The sequence below is a fragment of the Streptomyces sp. NPDC002698 genome, from assembly GCF_042888945.1.
Taxonomy (GTDB): Bacteria; Actinomycetota; Actinomycetes; order Streptomycetales; family Streptomycetaceae; genus Streptomyces.
This window is the reverse complement of the sequence record NZ_JBIAQM010000037.1, coordinates 45557-59685: the sequence shown is the minus strand read 5'-3', so window position 1 is coordinate 59685 and position 14129 is coordinate 45557. Positions and strand designations below refer to the sequence as shown.

Annotated in this window: 12 protein-coding genes; 9 read left to right on the top strand and 3 right to left on the bottom strand. The window is 70.3% G+C overall.

The window, feature by feature from the left end:
- Window positions 1–181: 181 nt before the first annotated feature.
- The 3 genes from ACFYW9_RS34120 to ACFYW9_RS34110 all read left to right on the top strand — a co-directional run bounded on the left by ACFYW9_RS34120 (window position 182) and on the right by ACFYW9_RS34110 (window position 3775).
- Window positions 182–1678, top strand: a complete 1497-nt coding sequence (locus ACFYW9_RS34120) for a cytochrome ubiquinol oxidase subunit I (RefSeq protein WP_389158726.1) — start codon at window positions 182–184, stop codon at window positions 1676–1678.
- Between the two features lie 26 nt (window positions 1679–1704).
- Window positions 1705–2745, top strand: a complete 1041-nt coding sequence (gene cydB / locus ACFYW9_RS34115; protein WP_389158723.1) for a cytochrome d ubiquinol oxidase subunit II — start codon at window positions 1705–1707, stop codon at window positions 2743–2745.
- 235 nt (window positions 2746–2980) lie between these two features.
- Complete coding sequence (locus tag ACFYW9_RS34110; protein ID WP_351870946.1) at window positions 2981–3775, top strand: SDR family oxidoreductase; 795 nt, start codon at window positions 2981–2983, stop codon at window positions 3773–3775.
- A gap of 87 nt (window positions 3776–3862) precedes the next feature.
- Here the strand turns inward: ACFYW9_RS34110 and ACFYW9_RS34105 are convergent, their stop codons facing one another.
- The gene (locus tag ACFYW9_RS34105) at window positions 3863–4099 is read right to left on the bottom strand and encodes a hypothetical protein (RefSeq protein WP_351870827.1); all 237 of its coding nucleotides are present in this window, start codon (window positions 4097–4099) and stop codon (window positions 3863–3865) included.
- 253 nt (window positions 4100–4352) lie between these two features.
- Between ACFYW9_RS34105 and ACFYW9_RS34100 the strand changes: the two genes are divergently transcribed.
- Together ACFYW9_RS34100 and ACFYW9_RS34095 are read left to right on the top strand one after the other, a co-directional pair.
- Complete coding sequence (locus ACFYW9_RS34100) at window positions 4353–5372, top strand: PHP domain-containing protein (RefSeq protein WP_389158719.1); 1020 nt, start codon at window positions 4353–4355, stop codon at window positions 5370–5372.
- A 301-nt stretch (window positions 5373–5673) separates the two neighbouring features.
- Window positions 5674–6633, top strand: coding sequence for an SDR family NAD(P)-dependent oxidoreductase (locus ACFYW9_RS34095; RefSeq protein WP_389158716.1), 960 nt, complete (start codon window positions 5674–5676; stop codon window positions 6631–6633).
- A gap of 20 nt (window positions 6634–6653) precedes the next feature.
- Here the strand turns inward: ACFYW9_RS34095 and ACFYW9_RS34090 are convergent, their stop codons facing one another.
- Complete coding sequence (locus ACFYW9_RS34090; protein WP_389158713.1) at window positions 6654–7976, bottom strand: ROK family protein; 1323 nt, start codon at window positions 7974–7976, stop codon at window positions 6654–6656.
- Between the two features lie 167 nt (window positions 7977–8143).
- On the opposite strand from ACFYW9_RS34090, the gene ACFYW9_RS34085 reads away from it, so the two are divergent.
- Genes ACFYW9_RS34085 through ACFYW9_RS34070 form a run of 4 tightly spaced genes read left to right on the top strand, consistent with a single transcriptional unit; the run spans window position 8144 to window position 12744 of the window.
- Entirely contained in the window at window positions 8144–9457 is a 1314-nt protein-coding gene (locus ACFYW9_RS34085; RefSeq protein ID WP_389158710.1) for an ABC transporter substrate-binding protein, read from the top strand.
- A gap of 14 nt (window positions 9458–9471) precedes the next feature.
- Entirely contained in the window at window positions 9472–10473 is a 1002-nt protein-coding gene (locus tag ACFYW9_RS34080; RefSeq protein ID WP_328673090.1) for a sugar ABC transporter permease, read from the top strand.
- Window positions 10466–11338 (top strand): carbohydrate ABC transporter permease, encoded by an 873-nt coding sequence (locus tag ACFYW9_RS34075; RefSeq protein WP_328445333.1) that lies wholly within the window; start codon window positions 10466–10468, stop codon window positions 11336–11338. The genes ACFYW9_RS34080 and ACFYW9_RS34075 overlap by 8 nt, the downstream gene beginning before the upstream one ends.
- A gap of 47 nt (window positions 11339–11385) precedes the next feature.
- Window positions 11386–12744, top strand: a complete 1359-nt coding sequence (locus ACFYW9_RS34070) for a GH1 family beta-glucosidase (RefSeq protein ID WP_389158809.1) — start codon at window positions 11386–11388, stop codon at window positions 12742–12744.
- Between the two features lie 246 nt (window positions 12745–12990).
- Here ACFYW9_RS34070 and ACFYW9_RS34065 read toward each other — a convergent pair whose 3' ends face one another.
- Entirely contained in the window at window positions 12991–14001 is a 1011-nt protein-coding gene (locus ACFYW9_RS34065; protein WP_389158705.1) for a phosphotransferase family protein, read from the bottom strand.
- Window positions 14002–14129 lie beyond the last annotated feature (128 nt).

The window sequence follows — 14129 nt, the reverse complement described above, 5'->3', positions numbered from 1 at the left end:
GTTGCCGGGCGAGCACGTTGACGGCCAGGACGCCGAAGACGGCCACGGTGACGGCGTAGATCCCCCATGCGGATGGCCACGGCCTTTCACGAGCGCGGTTCGCCGACCGCCAGGGAACAGTGTGTTTGTCTGGGCGGCCGAATCAGCCTGCGTCGCAGTGCGATCCGATGGATGAGGACAGATGAGCCAGCTGGACTTGGCACGGCTGCAGTTCGCGATGACGTCGATCTACCACTTCCTGTTCGTCCCGGTGACCATCGGGCTGAGTCTGCTGACGGCCCTGCTCCAGACCGCCTGGTACCGAGGAGGGCAGGTCGCGTACCTGCGGCTGACCCGGTTCTTCGGGACCCTGCTGGTGATCAACGTCGCCGTCGGCGTGGTGACCGGCCTGGTCCAGGAGTTCCAGTTCGGTATGGACTGGTCGGGCTACTCCCGCACGGTCGGTGACGTGTTCGGAGCGCCCCTGGCGATGGAGGGCCTCGCCGCGTTCTTCCTGGAGTCGACGTTCCTCGGCCTGTGGATCTTCGGCTGGGACAAACTGTCCCAGCGCGTCCACCTGGCGACCATCTGGGCGGTGGCGGCCGGCAGCGCGCTGTCGGCGCTGTTCATCATGGCCGCGAACTCGTGGATGCAGCACCCGGTCGGCTACAAGGTCGACCCGTCCACCGGCCGCCCGCAGCTCGACGACGTCTGGGCCCTGTTCACCAACCCCGTCTTCCTCCGCGGCTACCTGCACGTACTGCTGGCCGCGCTGGTCACCGGCTCGATGGTCATGCTCTCCGTGTCCGCCTGGCATCTGCGCAAGGCCCTCCATGACGACCAGGGCGGTGGCAAGGGCGGTGGCAAGGGCGGCGCGGAGGACGGCAAGGGCACCACGGCCGAGGCCGAGGTCCAGGGCGAGGGCGCCCGGGGCGCCGCGAAGGAGGCGGCCTCGGGGTTCCGGCTGTCAGCGCGCCTGTCGCTGTTCATCCTCGTGCCGGCCCTGCTGTTCAACATGCTCGTCGGCAGCGAACTCGGCGTGACCGAGGGCAAGTACCAGCCGATGAAGATCGCGGCGGCCGAGGCGCAGTGGGAGACCTGCCAGCCCTGCTCCTTCTCCCTCTTCCAGATCGGCGGGGGCAACAACGACCAGACGCCCACCAAGGTCCTGGAGATCCCGCACCTGCTCTCCCTGCTGGCCACCAACCACTGGAACGGCAAGGTCATCGGCCTCAACGAGGTCAACAGCCAGTACCAGCAGGCCTACGGTCCGGGCGACTACGTACCCAATGTCTTCATCCAGTACTGGGCGATGCGCGTCATGGCCTACTTCGCCTGTCTCGCCCTCCTCCTCGGAGTGTGGGGCCTGTGGCTGCTGCGGCGCGAACGGCTCACCCGCTCACGCTGGTTCCTGACCGCGGCGGTGTGGGCCGTGGTGCTGCCGTTCCTCATCAACACGTCCGGCTGGCTCCTCACCGAGAACGGACGCCAGCCCTGGATCGTGCAAGGCCTCCAGTTGACGAAGGACGGGGTCTCCTCCTCCGTCAGCACCACCGAGGTCGCCATCAGCATCGTGGCCTTCTTCCTCCTCTACGCCGCGATGGCCGTGATCGCCGCCGTGCTGATGACACGTCACACGCGCAAGGGCACCGGCCCCCTGCACCAGGACGACCAGCCCGCACCCGAGATGACCTACTGAGGTCCCGAGCCGCCGGAAGGCCCGCGATGGCATTCACCACCCTCTGGTTCATCCTCGTCACCGTGCTGTGGACGGGCTTCTTCGTCCTGGAGGGCTTCGACCTCGGGGTCGGCATGCTCCACGGACTGCTCTCCCGCGACGAATCGCGCCGCCGGGTCGTGCTGCACACCATCGGACCGGTGTGGGACGGCAACGAGGTCTGGCTGGTCACCGCCGGCGCCGCGATGTTCGCCGCCTTCCCGGGCTGGTACGCCACCCTGTTCTCCGGTTTCTACCTCGCGCTGGTGCTCCTTCTGGCCGGACTCATCGTCCGCGGCATCGCCATCGAGTACCGCGGCCGCGTCGACAGCGCGCGATGGCGACGGAACTGGACCGTCCTGCTGACCGCGAGCAGCGTGACCGTGCCCCTGGTGCTCGGCATCGCCCTCGGTGACCTGCTGCACGGCGTGCCCATCGGCCACGACCAGGAGTACACGGGCACCTTCGCCGACCTGTTCACCGGCTACGGCGTCTTCACCGGGATCACCCTCACCGTGCTCTGCCTCCTGCACGGCGCGACCTTCCTCTCGCTGAAGACCAGCGGGGACATCCGCGAGAGGGCCCGCCGACTGGCCCGGCTCACCGTCCTGCCCGCCGGTCTGGTGGTCCTCGCCTACGTCTTCTGGACACGCTCGCTCGCGAGCGGCGGCGTCCTCCTCAACCTCGCCGAGCTCGCCACCGTCGTGGCCGTCGCCGCCGCGGCCTGGCTGATCAGCGGCGGCCACGACGGCTGGGCGTTCGGTGCCACCGCTCTCGCGCTCGCCGGAACCGTGGTGTCGCTCTTCACCGAGCTCTATCCCAGGGTCATGGTCTCCAGCACGGGCAGCGCCTTCGACCTGACCGTCCACAACACCGCGTCCGGCCCCTATGCGCTCAAGGTCATGACCGTGGTCGCCCTCGTCCTGCTCCCCGTCGTCCTCTGCTACCAGGGCTGGACCTACCACGTCTTCCGGCAGCGGATCTCCTCCGACCGGTTCCCCGCCGCCGGAGGGCCCCCTGCGGCGCCGACGGCCCTGCCCGAAGGATGACGGCGGCCTCGGGCGCCCACGAGAGAGCGGGGGGAGGCCGGACCAGGCCCGGCCGAGACCGCGCTGGGCCGTTGGAGGGGCATCTCCGCCCGAATGGGCGGGTGGGGCGACCCTTCGGCCCGCGTACGCGCCGAGGGCCGAGGAACGTTGTGCCCCGGTGCCGAAGTTCGGCGGGTGACGGGAGACGGCAGTGACCTCAGGCGTGGACGTCAAAGCGCAGCTCGCGGCGCTGCCGTTGCTGCGGGGCCAGAAAGCCCTGGTGACCGGGGCGAACTCCGGCATCGGACTGGCGACGGCGGTCGCGCTCGGCCGGGCGGGCGCCGATGTCGTCGTCAACTACGTCGCCGGACAGGAGGCCGCGGAGGACGTGGTCCGGCAGATCCAGGGTTTCGGCGTGCGGGCCTTCGCCCACGAGGCGGACGTGTCCGACGAGGGTCAGGTCGTCGGCATGTTCGCGCGCATGCTGGAGGAGTTCGGCACGATCGACGTTCTGGTGGCCAACGCCGGCCTGCAACGGGACGCGCCGGTGACGGAGATGACCCTCGCGCAGTGGCACAAGGTCATCGACGTGAACCTCACCGGCCAGTTCCTGTGTGCCAGGGAGGCGACGAAGGAGTTCCTGCGGCGCGGTGTCGTGCCGGAGGTCTCCCGTTCCGCCGGAAAGATCGTCTGCATGAGTTCCGTGCACCAGATCATCCCGTGGTCCGGTCACCTGAACTACGCCGCGTCCAAGGGCGGTGTCCTCATGCTCATGCAGACGCTGGCCCAGGAACTCGGCCCGCACGGAATCCGGGTCAACGCCGTCGCGCCCGGAGCCATCAAGACCCCGATCAACCGCAGCGCCTGGGAGACCCCCGAGGCCGAGGCGGACCTGCTCACGCTGATCCCCTACCGGCGGGTCGGCGATCCCGAGGACATCGCCGCCGCCGTGACGGTCCTGACCTCCGACCTCATGGACTACGTGGTCGGCACGACCCTGTTCGTCGACGGCGGGATGACCCTCTTCCCCGGCTTCGCCACCGGCGGCTGACCACACCGTACGAGACCGCGCGAGACCGCGCCGGGCCGGAGCCCGTCGCGGCACCGCGCCGCGACGGGGTTCCGGGCCCGAACCGCGTCAGCCGGGATGCCAGGTGAGTTTGTCGCCGCCCACCCAGCGGACCACGTCGGGGTCGTCCAGATCGTGGACCGTGATGCCGTACGCGGCCGCGTACTCCAGGACGTCCGTGATCGCCTTCGCCTCGCCCACCATCTCGCCGTCGATCTCCATGATCCGGAACGGCGGCGTGCCCGGCTGCACCCCGAGCACCAAGATCCGCGGGTGGGTGATGTGAGGGCTCGCGCTTTCGGTCATGACTAGAGCGTAAAGCGATTCCCGCTGTTCTCGCTGGTCAGCGGTGGAGCACCAGGAGCGTCCGGCCCGTGCCGCCCGGCAGGGGCGCGGCGGCGGACGTCGACGTGTTCGCCCGGTCGGGTGAGGTGCCCGCCCGCACGTCCGAAAACCCGGCACCACCCTCGCACCGGACGTCCGCCGTGCGGTCCGCCGACGGCCGGGCAACGCTGGGGAGAGCGTGCGACGGCCCTCGCGACCGCAGGGAGGAGTGCCGATGGACCCCGTCGAGGCCCTGGACCGGATCGCGTTCCTGCTGGAGCGGAGTCTGGCGCCCACCTATCGCGTACGGGCCTTTCGTACCGCGCGAGGCCTGCTCGCCGGGCTGCCGGCCGACGAGGTCCGCGAGCGCGCGGCGACCGGGACACTGGAATCGCTCAAGGGCATCGGCCCGAAGACCGCGCAGGTGGTGCGGGAGGCGCTGGCCGGCGAGGTGCCGGGCTACCTGGAGAAGGTGGAGCGGGAGGCCGCCGGACCGCTCACCGAGGGCGGTGAGGGCCTGCGGGAACTGCTGCGCGGGGACTGCCATCTGCACTCCGACTGGTCCGACGGCGGCAGCCCGGTCGAGGAGATGGGGCGCGCCGCGGCCCGGCTCGGCCACGCGTGGGCGGTGCTCACGGACCACTCGCCCCGGCTGACCGTGGCGAACGGCCTGTCGCCGGAGCGGCTGCGCGGGCAACTGGCGGTCGTCGCCGCCCTCAACGAACGCTGGGCGCCCTTCCGGCTGCTCACCGGCATCGAGTGCGACATCCTCGACGACGGATCACTCGACCAGGAGCCGGAGTTGCTGGAACTGCTCGACGTGGTGGTCGTGTCCGTGCACTCCAAGCTGCGGATGGAAACGGGGCCGATGACCCGCCGTATGGTCGCCGCCGTGCGCAATCCGCACGCGGACGTCCTCGGTCATTGCACGGGCCGGCTGATCACGGGCCGCGGCCGCCCCGAGTCCGCGTTCGACGCGGAAGCCGTCTTCACGGCCTGCGCGGAGACCGGCACGGCCGTCGAGATCAACAGCCGTCCGGAACGCCTCGATCCGCCGCGCCGGCTGCTGCGCCGGGCGGTCGAGGCGGGTGTCCTGTTCTCCCTGGACACCGACGCGCACGCTCCCGGACAGCTGGACTGGCAGATCCACGGGTGCGCGCGGGCCGAGGAGTGCGGGGTGCCGCCGGAGCGGGTCGTCACCACATGGACGCTGGAGGACCTGCTCACCTGGGCCCGGACCCGTGAGACGCCGTGACACACGTCACCGCTGACGGCCCCGTTCCGGGGAACACCCACAGGTAGTTACCCGTTGAACAAACCGTGGGTGCGGACGGGACAGTGTCCCCGGGCCTCACCTCTGCCCGCAGGGACGATCGTCCGGCTGAAGCCCTGCGGAGCCTTTCGCCGCGAGGCGACCGCCGTCCGTGCCCCCACAGACGACCCCGACCGAGATTCCCCCGTCCGGTCGGGGTCTTTCCATCGCCGAGGCCGGCCGTTCGCCGCGACGGCCGTGTCCGCTTGACTTCGAGTCCGCTCGAATTCGTAGCGTGCGGGGCATGAGCACTGCACAGCACAAGATCGGTTCGGGATTCGGTGCCCGGAGCACCGCGGACGACGTCCTGCGGGGCATCGACCTCTCCGGCAGGCTCGCGGTCGTCACGGGCGGCTACTCGGGCCTCGGTCTGGAGACGACGCGGGCGCTGGCCGGGGCGGGCGCCCACGTCGTGGTCCCGGCACGGCGCCCGGCGACCGCGCGCGAGGCGCTGGCGGACATCGACGGCGCCGAGACGGACGAACTGGATCTCGGCGACCTGGAGAGCGTGCGCGCCTTCGCCGAGCGGTTCCTCGCCTCGGGCCGCGTCATCGACATCGTCATCGACAGCGCCGGCATCATGGCCTGCCCGGAGACGCGGGTCGGCCCCGGCTGGGAGGCCCAGTTCGCGACCAACCACCTCGGTCACTTCGCGCTGGTCAACCGGCTGTGGCCGGCGATCGCGCCGGGCGGCGCACGGGTCGTCTCGGTGTCCTCCGCGGGCCACCACTACTCCGGTGTCCGCTGGGACGACGTGCACTGGCGGAGCGGCTACGACAAGTGGGAGGCCTACGGGCAGGCGAAGACGGCGAACGTCCTGTTCGCCGTGGAACTCGACCGACGGGGACGGGACTTCGGCGTACGGGCCTTCTCGCTGCACCCCGGCGGCATCCTCACCCCGCTCCAACGGCACCTGCCCAGGCAGGAGATGGTGGAGCGCGGCTGGATCGACGAGAACGGCACGCCGCTGAACCCCGAGGGATTCAAGACGCCCCGGCAGGGAGCGGCCACTCAGGTGTGGGCCGCGACCTCACCGCAACTGGCCGGCATGGGCGGGGTGTACTGCGAGGACTGCGACATCGCCGAGCCCGCTCCGGCGGACGGCACCCGGACCGGTGTGAGCGCCCACGCGACGGACCCCGAACAGGCCGCCCGGCTGTGGGAGCTGTCGGCCGGGCTGACCGGGGTGAACGCCTTCGGCTGAGCCGCGCGAGCGCCGGAGGATCAGTGCGGTGCCCGTTCCTCCAGGGCCGTGCGCCAGGCGGGGGACGGCCCGGCCGGCGCGGGTTCCGCGCGCCGGCCGCCGCGGGCGAAGAAGTCGGCCAGCGGGAGGATCGCGGCACCGACCGTGACGGCGTCGGGGCCTAGGCGCCCGAGGTCCACGGTGACGTGCTGGGCGGGATAACGCAGGGCGTACGACGAGGCGTACCGGCGGACGGCGGGCAGGAAGCGGGAGCCGAGCTGGAGGCCGGCCCAGCCGCCGATGAGGATGCGTTCGGGCTGGAAGAGGTTGATCAGGTCGGAGAGGCCGGCGCCCAGGTACTCGGCGGTCTCCTCCAGGACGGCGAGTGCGATGCGGTCGGGCGCGGTGCCCTCGGGCGGGTAGGCGGCGGCGAGCATCGCGGTGAGCGCGGTCTCCTCGTCCGTGCCCTCCGGGGGCCGCCCGCCCTCCTCGCGCCAGCGGTCCAGCAGCGCTTCGGCGCCCGCGTACGCCTCCAGGCAGCCGAGAGCGCCGCAGCGGCAGCGGCGGCCCCTGACCCGGACGGTCAGATGCCCCCACTCGACGGACCGGCCGTTCTCGACGTCCTCGGTGACGAGAGAGGCGCCCACGCCGGAGCCGAAGAGCACGACCACCGCGTTGCGGGCACCGCGTCCGGCGCCGAACCACATCTCGGCCTGACCCAGGGTCCGGGCGCCGTTGTCCGCGAAGTACGGGACGGTGTCGGGGAGTTCGCAGGCGGAGCGGAGCAGGGACTCCAACGGGACGGCGTCCCAGCCGATGGTCTGGCCGTGCACGACCGCGCCACGCTCGGGGGTGCGGGCGACGATGCCGGGCACCCCTATGCCGACGCCGAGGAGCTGTCCGGGGGCGATGTCCGCCTCGGCCAGGACCTCGGCGATGCCGTCGCGGATGTGCCCGACGATGACGTCGACGTCGTACTCCCGGCCCCTGAGCGGCCGGTCGGCCTCGTAGCCCTGGCGCTGCAACGGACGTTCGGTGCGGGCGAGTTCGGTCAGGGTCAGGTCGAACAGCTCGATACGGACGCGGGTCTCGCCGACGTCGACACCGATCATGTGGCCGCTTCCGGGCACCACGCGCAGCAGGGTGCGGGGCCGGCCGCCGTCGGAGTCGACGCTTCCGGCCTCCTCGACGAGGCCGTCGGCGACGAGTTCGGCGACCACGTTGCTGATGGATCCGGAACTCAGCCCGGTCGCCGGACCGAGCTCGTAGCGGCTCATCGGCCCGTCGAAATACAACCGTTGTAGTACGGCGGTGCGATTGCCCCGTCGCAGGTCACGCACTGTCCGTCCGTTCCGCCCCGCCATGTGAAGTCCCTTCCGGCCTGCCCGAACTGCAAGATACCCCTGCGCGATCCCTTGACGCGACTTTCTTCCGGGTCTTAACTCACGTCCTAAATTAAGCCATGATGGCCGTTCGGGAAGTGAACGCGGACGCCGTCATGGCTCCCTCCGGGAAAGGGACAGAAGCAGCCATGCGCAGAATCCGAGCCGCGGCCGCCGGTGCGGTCACCATCACCCTGCTGACCGCCGCGACCGCCTGTGGCGGCGGCTCGTCGAACGGCGGGTCCAACGCCTCGCCGAAGACGCTCACGTACTGGGCGTCCAACCAGGGCGCCAGCATCGAGATCGACAAGAAGACGCTCGCCCCCGAACTGGCCAAGTTCGAGAAGCAGACCGGCATCAAGGTGAAACTGGAGGTCGTGCCCTGGTCCGACCTGCTGAACCGGATCCTCACCGCCACCACCTCGGGCCAGGGCCCGGACGTCCTCAACATAGGCAACACCTGGAGCGCCTCGCTCCAGGCCACCGGCGCGCTGCTGCCCTGGGACGCGAAGAACTTCGACAAGATCGGCGGCAAGGACCGCTTCGTCGACTCCGCGCTCGGCTCGACGGGCGCCGAGGGCAAGGACCCCGCCGCGGTGCCGCTGTACTCGATGGCGTACGCGCTCTACTACAACAAGAAGATGTTCGCCGACGCCGGGATCGCCAACCCGCCGGCCACCTGGGACGAGCTGGTCGCCGACGGCAAGAAGCTCTCCAAGGGCGGCAAGTGGGGACTCGGCGCGGAGGGCTCCAACGCGTCGGAGAACATCCACCACGCCTTCGTCTTCGCCAAGCAGCACGGCGCCGACTTCTTCACCGCCGACGGCGCGGCCGACTTCACCAACGACGGGGCCGTGGCCGCGGTCAAGCAGTACGTGGACCTGATGGCGAAGGACAAGGTCATCGCCCCGGGCAACGCCGAGTACGCGCAGAACCAGTCGGTGAGCGACTTCGCCAAGGGCAAGAACGCCATGCTGCTGTGGCAGTCCGCGGCCGCCAACCTCAAGTCGCAGGGCATGAGCGAGGACGCGTACGGCATCGCCCCGGTCCCCGTGCAGTCCGGCACCCCGGGCACGGGCACCAACGTCAACTCGATGGTCGCGGGCATCAACCTCGCCGTGTTCAAGAACACCAAGAACCTCGACGGCGCCACGAAGTTCGTGAAGTTCCTGACCAGCGACGCCGAGCAGAAGATCCTCAACGGCGCCTACAGCTCCATCCCGCCGGTCAAGACCGCCCAGACGGACACCGCGTTCAACTCCCCCTCGAACGCGGTTCTCAAGGACACCCTGGCCAAGAGCGCCGCCGCGCTTCCGCAGGTCGCCGACGAGTCCCAGTTCGAGACCGCGGTCGGCACCGCCGTCAAGAGCCTGTTCGCGGACGCCGCCGCCGGTCGCGCGGTGACCACCGCGTCGGTGAAGGCGGCGCTCGAGAAGGCCCAGCAGCAGATGCCGAAGAAGTGAGTGCGGACACCGTCATGACCACCACGACCGCCGCTTCCGCCGAACCCGGCGAGCGGACGGTGCGCAAGAGCTCCCCCGGTGCGGCGCGCGGCCCGCGCCGCACCGGGCGGATCAAGCGCATCGGACTCCCCTACCTGCTGCTTCTGCCCGCGCTGGTCCTCGAACTCCTGGTCCACCTGGTGCCGATGGTGATCGGCATCGTGATGAGCTTCAAGGAGCTCACCCAGTTCTACATCCGTGACTGGGGCACGGCGCCCTGGGCCGGCTTCGACAACTACTCGGTGTCGGTGCACTTCGACGAACCCGTCGGCGAGGCGCTGCTGCACTCCTTCTTCGTCACCATCGCCTTCACCCTGCTCTCGGTCGGCCTGTGCTGGCTGATCGGCACGGCGGCCGCGATCTACATGCAGGACACCTTCCGGGGGCGCGGCATTCTGCGGGCCCTGTTCCTGGTGCCGTACGCGCTGCCCGTCTACGCGGCCGTGATCACCTGGGTGTTCATGTTCCAGCACGACAACGGCCTGGTGAACCACGTCCTGCACGACCAGCTCCACCTCACCGACAAGCCCTCGTTCTGGCTGATCGGCGACAACAGCTTCTACGCCCTGCTCACCGTGTCCGTGTGGAAGGGCTGGCCGTTCGCCTTCCTGATCGTCATGGCGGGCCTGCAGAACATCCCGGGCGAGCTGTACGAGGCCGCCGCCCTGGACGGGGCCGGTCTGTGGCAGCAGCTTCGCCGCATCACGCTGCCGTCGCTGCGGCCGGTCAACCAGGTGCTGGTGCTGGTGCTGTTCCTGTGGACGTTCAACGACTTCAACACGCCGTTCGTCCTGTTCGGCAAGACGGCCCCGGAGGCGGCGGACCTCATCTCGGTCCACATCTACCAGGCGTCCTTCGTGACGTGGAACTTCGGCACCGGCTCGGCGATGTCCGTGCTGCTGCTGCTCTTCCTGCTCGTCGTGACAGGCGTCTACCTCCTGCTGACCTCCCGGGGAAGGAAGACGGCCGATGTCTAGCACCTCCACCGCCCACCGCTCGCCGATGGCTCCCCCGCGGTCCTTCCTGTGGTCTCGGCGGATCTTCCTCACCCTGCTCACCGGCTTCGTCCTGGTGCCCGTCTACGTCATGGTCTCCAGCTCGCTGAAGCCGCTCGCGGACGTCTCGGGGAAGTTCCGCTGGCTGCCGAGCGGCCTGACGATACGGCCGTACATCGACATCTGGTCGACGGTGCCGCTGGCGAAGTACTTCGTGAACTCGCTGATCGTGGCCGGGGCGGCCACGGGCTGCTCGGTCGTGATCGCCGTCTTCTCCGCCTACGCCGTCAGCCGTTACAGCTTCCGCGGCAAGCGCGTCTTCACGGTCACCGTGCTGTCCACCCAGATGTTCCCCGGCATCCTGTTCCTGCTGCCGCTGTTCCTGCTCTACGTGAACATCGGCAACGCCACCGGGATCGCGCTGTTCGGCTCGCGCGGGGGTCTGATCCTCACGTATCTGACCTTCTCGCTGCCGTTCTCGATCTGGATGCTGATCGGGTACTTCGACTCGGTGCCCCGTGATCTCGACGAGGCGGCGCTGGTGGACGGCTGCGGGCCGCTCGGGGCGCTCTTCCGCGTCGTCGTTCCCGCGGCGATCCCGGGCATCGTCGCGGTCGCCGTGTACGCCTTCATGACCGCCTGGGGCGAGGTGCTGTTCGCGTCGGTGATGACCAACGACGACACCCGCACGCTCGCCGTCGGCCTCCAGGGCTACTCCACGCTCAACGACGTGTACTGGAACCAGATCATGGCCGCCTCGCTGGTCGTCAGCGTCCCCGTGGTGGCCGGCTTCCTGCTGCTCCAGCGCTATCTCGTCGCCGGTCTCACGGCGGGAGCCGTCAAGTGACCGGCCCCGCCGAGGACATCGACACCATTGACGACGAAGGGACTTCAGTGACCATCGACCTTGCCGCCCTCCCCGAGGACTTCTTGTGGGGCACGGCCACGTCGGCCTACCAGATCGAGGGTGCCGTCGCCGAGGACGGCCGCTCCGCCTCCATCTGGGACACGTTCTCGCACACCCCCGGCAAGATCGACAACGGTGACGACGGGGACGTCGCCTGCGATCACTACCATCGCTGGCGCGAGGACATCGGCATCATGCGAGGGCTCGGCACCAACGCCTACCGGCTGTCCGTCGCCTGGCCCCGCGTGATGCCGGGCGGCGACGGCCCGGTCAACGCCAAGGGGCTCGACTACTACGACGCGCTGATCGACGGCCTGCTGGAGGCGGGCATCACACCCTCGGTCACGCTCTACCACTGGGACCTGCCGCAGGTGCTCCAGGACCGGGGCGGCTGGCCCGCCCGGGACACCGCGCACCACCTCGCCGCCTACGCGTCGGTGGTCGCGGAGCGGCTCGGCGACCGCGTCCAGCACTGGACCACCCTCAACGAGCCGCTGTGCTCGGCCTGGATCGGCCACCTGGAGGGGCGGATGGCCCCGGGCCTGACCGACCTCACGGCCGCCGTCCGCGCCTCGTACCACCTCCTGCTCGGCCACGGTCTCGCCACGCAGGCGATCCGCGCGGCCGCGCCCGGCGCGCAGATCGGCATCGTCAACAACCTGGGCAGCATCGAGGCCGCCACCGACCGCCCGGAGGACATCGCGGCGGCGAAGCGGCAGGACGGGCACACCAACCGCTGGTGGCTCGACCCGGTGGTCGGCCGCGGCTTCCCCGCCGACATGGTCGAGGTGTACGGGGTCGAACTCCCGGAGGTCGCGGGCGACCTGGAGACGATGGCCGCGCCGCTGGACTGGCTGGGGCTGAACTACTACTTCCCGTCCAGCGTGGTCGACGACCCGACCGGTCCGGCCCCGTACGCACGGCAGATCAGCCGGCCCGGCGTGCCCGTCACGGGCATGGACTGGGAGGTCGAGGCCGCCGGCATCGAGCGGCTGCTGCTGCGTCTGACGAACGAGTACGGCGCCCGCAAGCTGTACGTCACGGAGAACGGCTCCGCCTATCCCGACGTCGTGCGCCCCGACGGTACCGTCGACGACCCGGAGCGCACCGCGTACCTCGAACAGCACCTGGCGGCCTGCGCCTCGGCGGTCCGCAAGGGCGTTCCGCTGGCCGGCTACTTCGCCTGGTCGTTGCTGGACAACTTCGAGTGGGCGTACGGCTACGACAAGCGGTTCGGACTGGTGCACGTCGACTACAAGACGCAGGTACGGACGGTGAAGGGCAGCGGTCACCGCTACGCGGAGATCGTCCGCGAGCACCGCGGGGGCGCGAGCAAGGCGGCCTGAGCCCGGCAGGGTGCAGTGCCGCGACAGGCAACGTTCGCCCCGTCGCGACGCCCGGCACGCTCCCCCAAGCTCTCCGAGCAGGGGGCACCCCCACTCGCCGCACCGGCCGAAAGCCCAAGTACATCCAGTACGAGGACTTCCGGCCGGCACACCGAGAGCACGCTCCCCCAAGCGCTCGGCTTCGCTCGAGCAGGGGGGACCCCCATGGCGCCGCTCCTTGAAGGGCAAACGTTGCCAGCCGCGGCACTAGTAACCGTGATCGGCCGGGGTGTTCGCGCCCCGGCCGATCTCGTCGAGGGCTGTCGTGAACTGCGGGGCCACCGTCGCGCGCACCCAGGCGACCCGTTCGTCGCCGGAGGCGCGGGGGACGGTCTCGATGAGCATGATCAGATAGAGGTAACTGCGGTACAGGGCCAGGCGCTGCCGGGCCGCCCTGTCGAACTCGACCACTCCCCCGCCCTCTTGGTAACCCGTCAGGAAATCGGTGTCCCGACGGATGTCCCCGAGCAGGGCCAGGGAGACGAAGTCGGCGAGCGGGTCGCCCCAGAGCATGCGCTCGCCGTCGATCAGACCGCCGATGCGCGGGCCCGTCTCCGCCCGCTCGACCAGGATGTTCCCCCGCCACAGGTCGAAGTGGACGAGGCGGGGGACGGTGACCTCGTCCAGCGCGTCATGGGCGGTCCGCGCCACGCGGGCCACCTCGTCGACGGGGCGCGGCAGCCAGGCACGGTAGCGGCGGGCGTCGTCCAGGAGCGCTTCGTACATCCCGGTGAAGGCGGTCCGCCAGTCGGGGGCCAGCGGGCCGAGCGCGCCGGAGGGATAGCCGAAGCCCGGGCCGGTCACCTCGTGCAGCCGAGCCACCATGCGCCCCAACTCCCTTCGCAGCGGACCGCGTTCGCCGTCGGGCAGGTCTCCCCAGGGCTCGCCGGGACAGTGCGTCATGAGCAGGTGGCCGTCGCGATGGTCTCCCACCGGCGACGGTGCCGGTACGCCGACGGTGGCGGCCCGGCGGTAGAACTCCGCCTCGGAGAGCAGGAGGTGCCGCTCGTACGCCAGGGCGGGGACGGTGGGCGGCGGCGGGACCTTCAGCACGTAGCGGCTGCCGTCGGCGAGCGTCAGTTCCTCGACGGCGTTGTACGTGCCCCCGGACAGGACCCGGCGGCCGACCAGACCCCCGGGTGGCAGCCCGGCCTCCCGCAGAGCCCGCTCGGCCCGCTCCGCCCCGTCCGCCCCGGCTACCGCGTCCCCCTCGCCCATGGGGCCACTGTGCCAGGTGACCCCACGCGTCCGCAGCCCTCGCGTCACGGCGTCCGCGGGTCCCAAAATCCAGTGGCTCCCTCTCCTGGAACTAGGTACCTTCGACAAAAACCTAGGACAACTAGGTT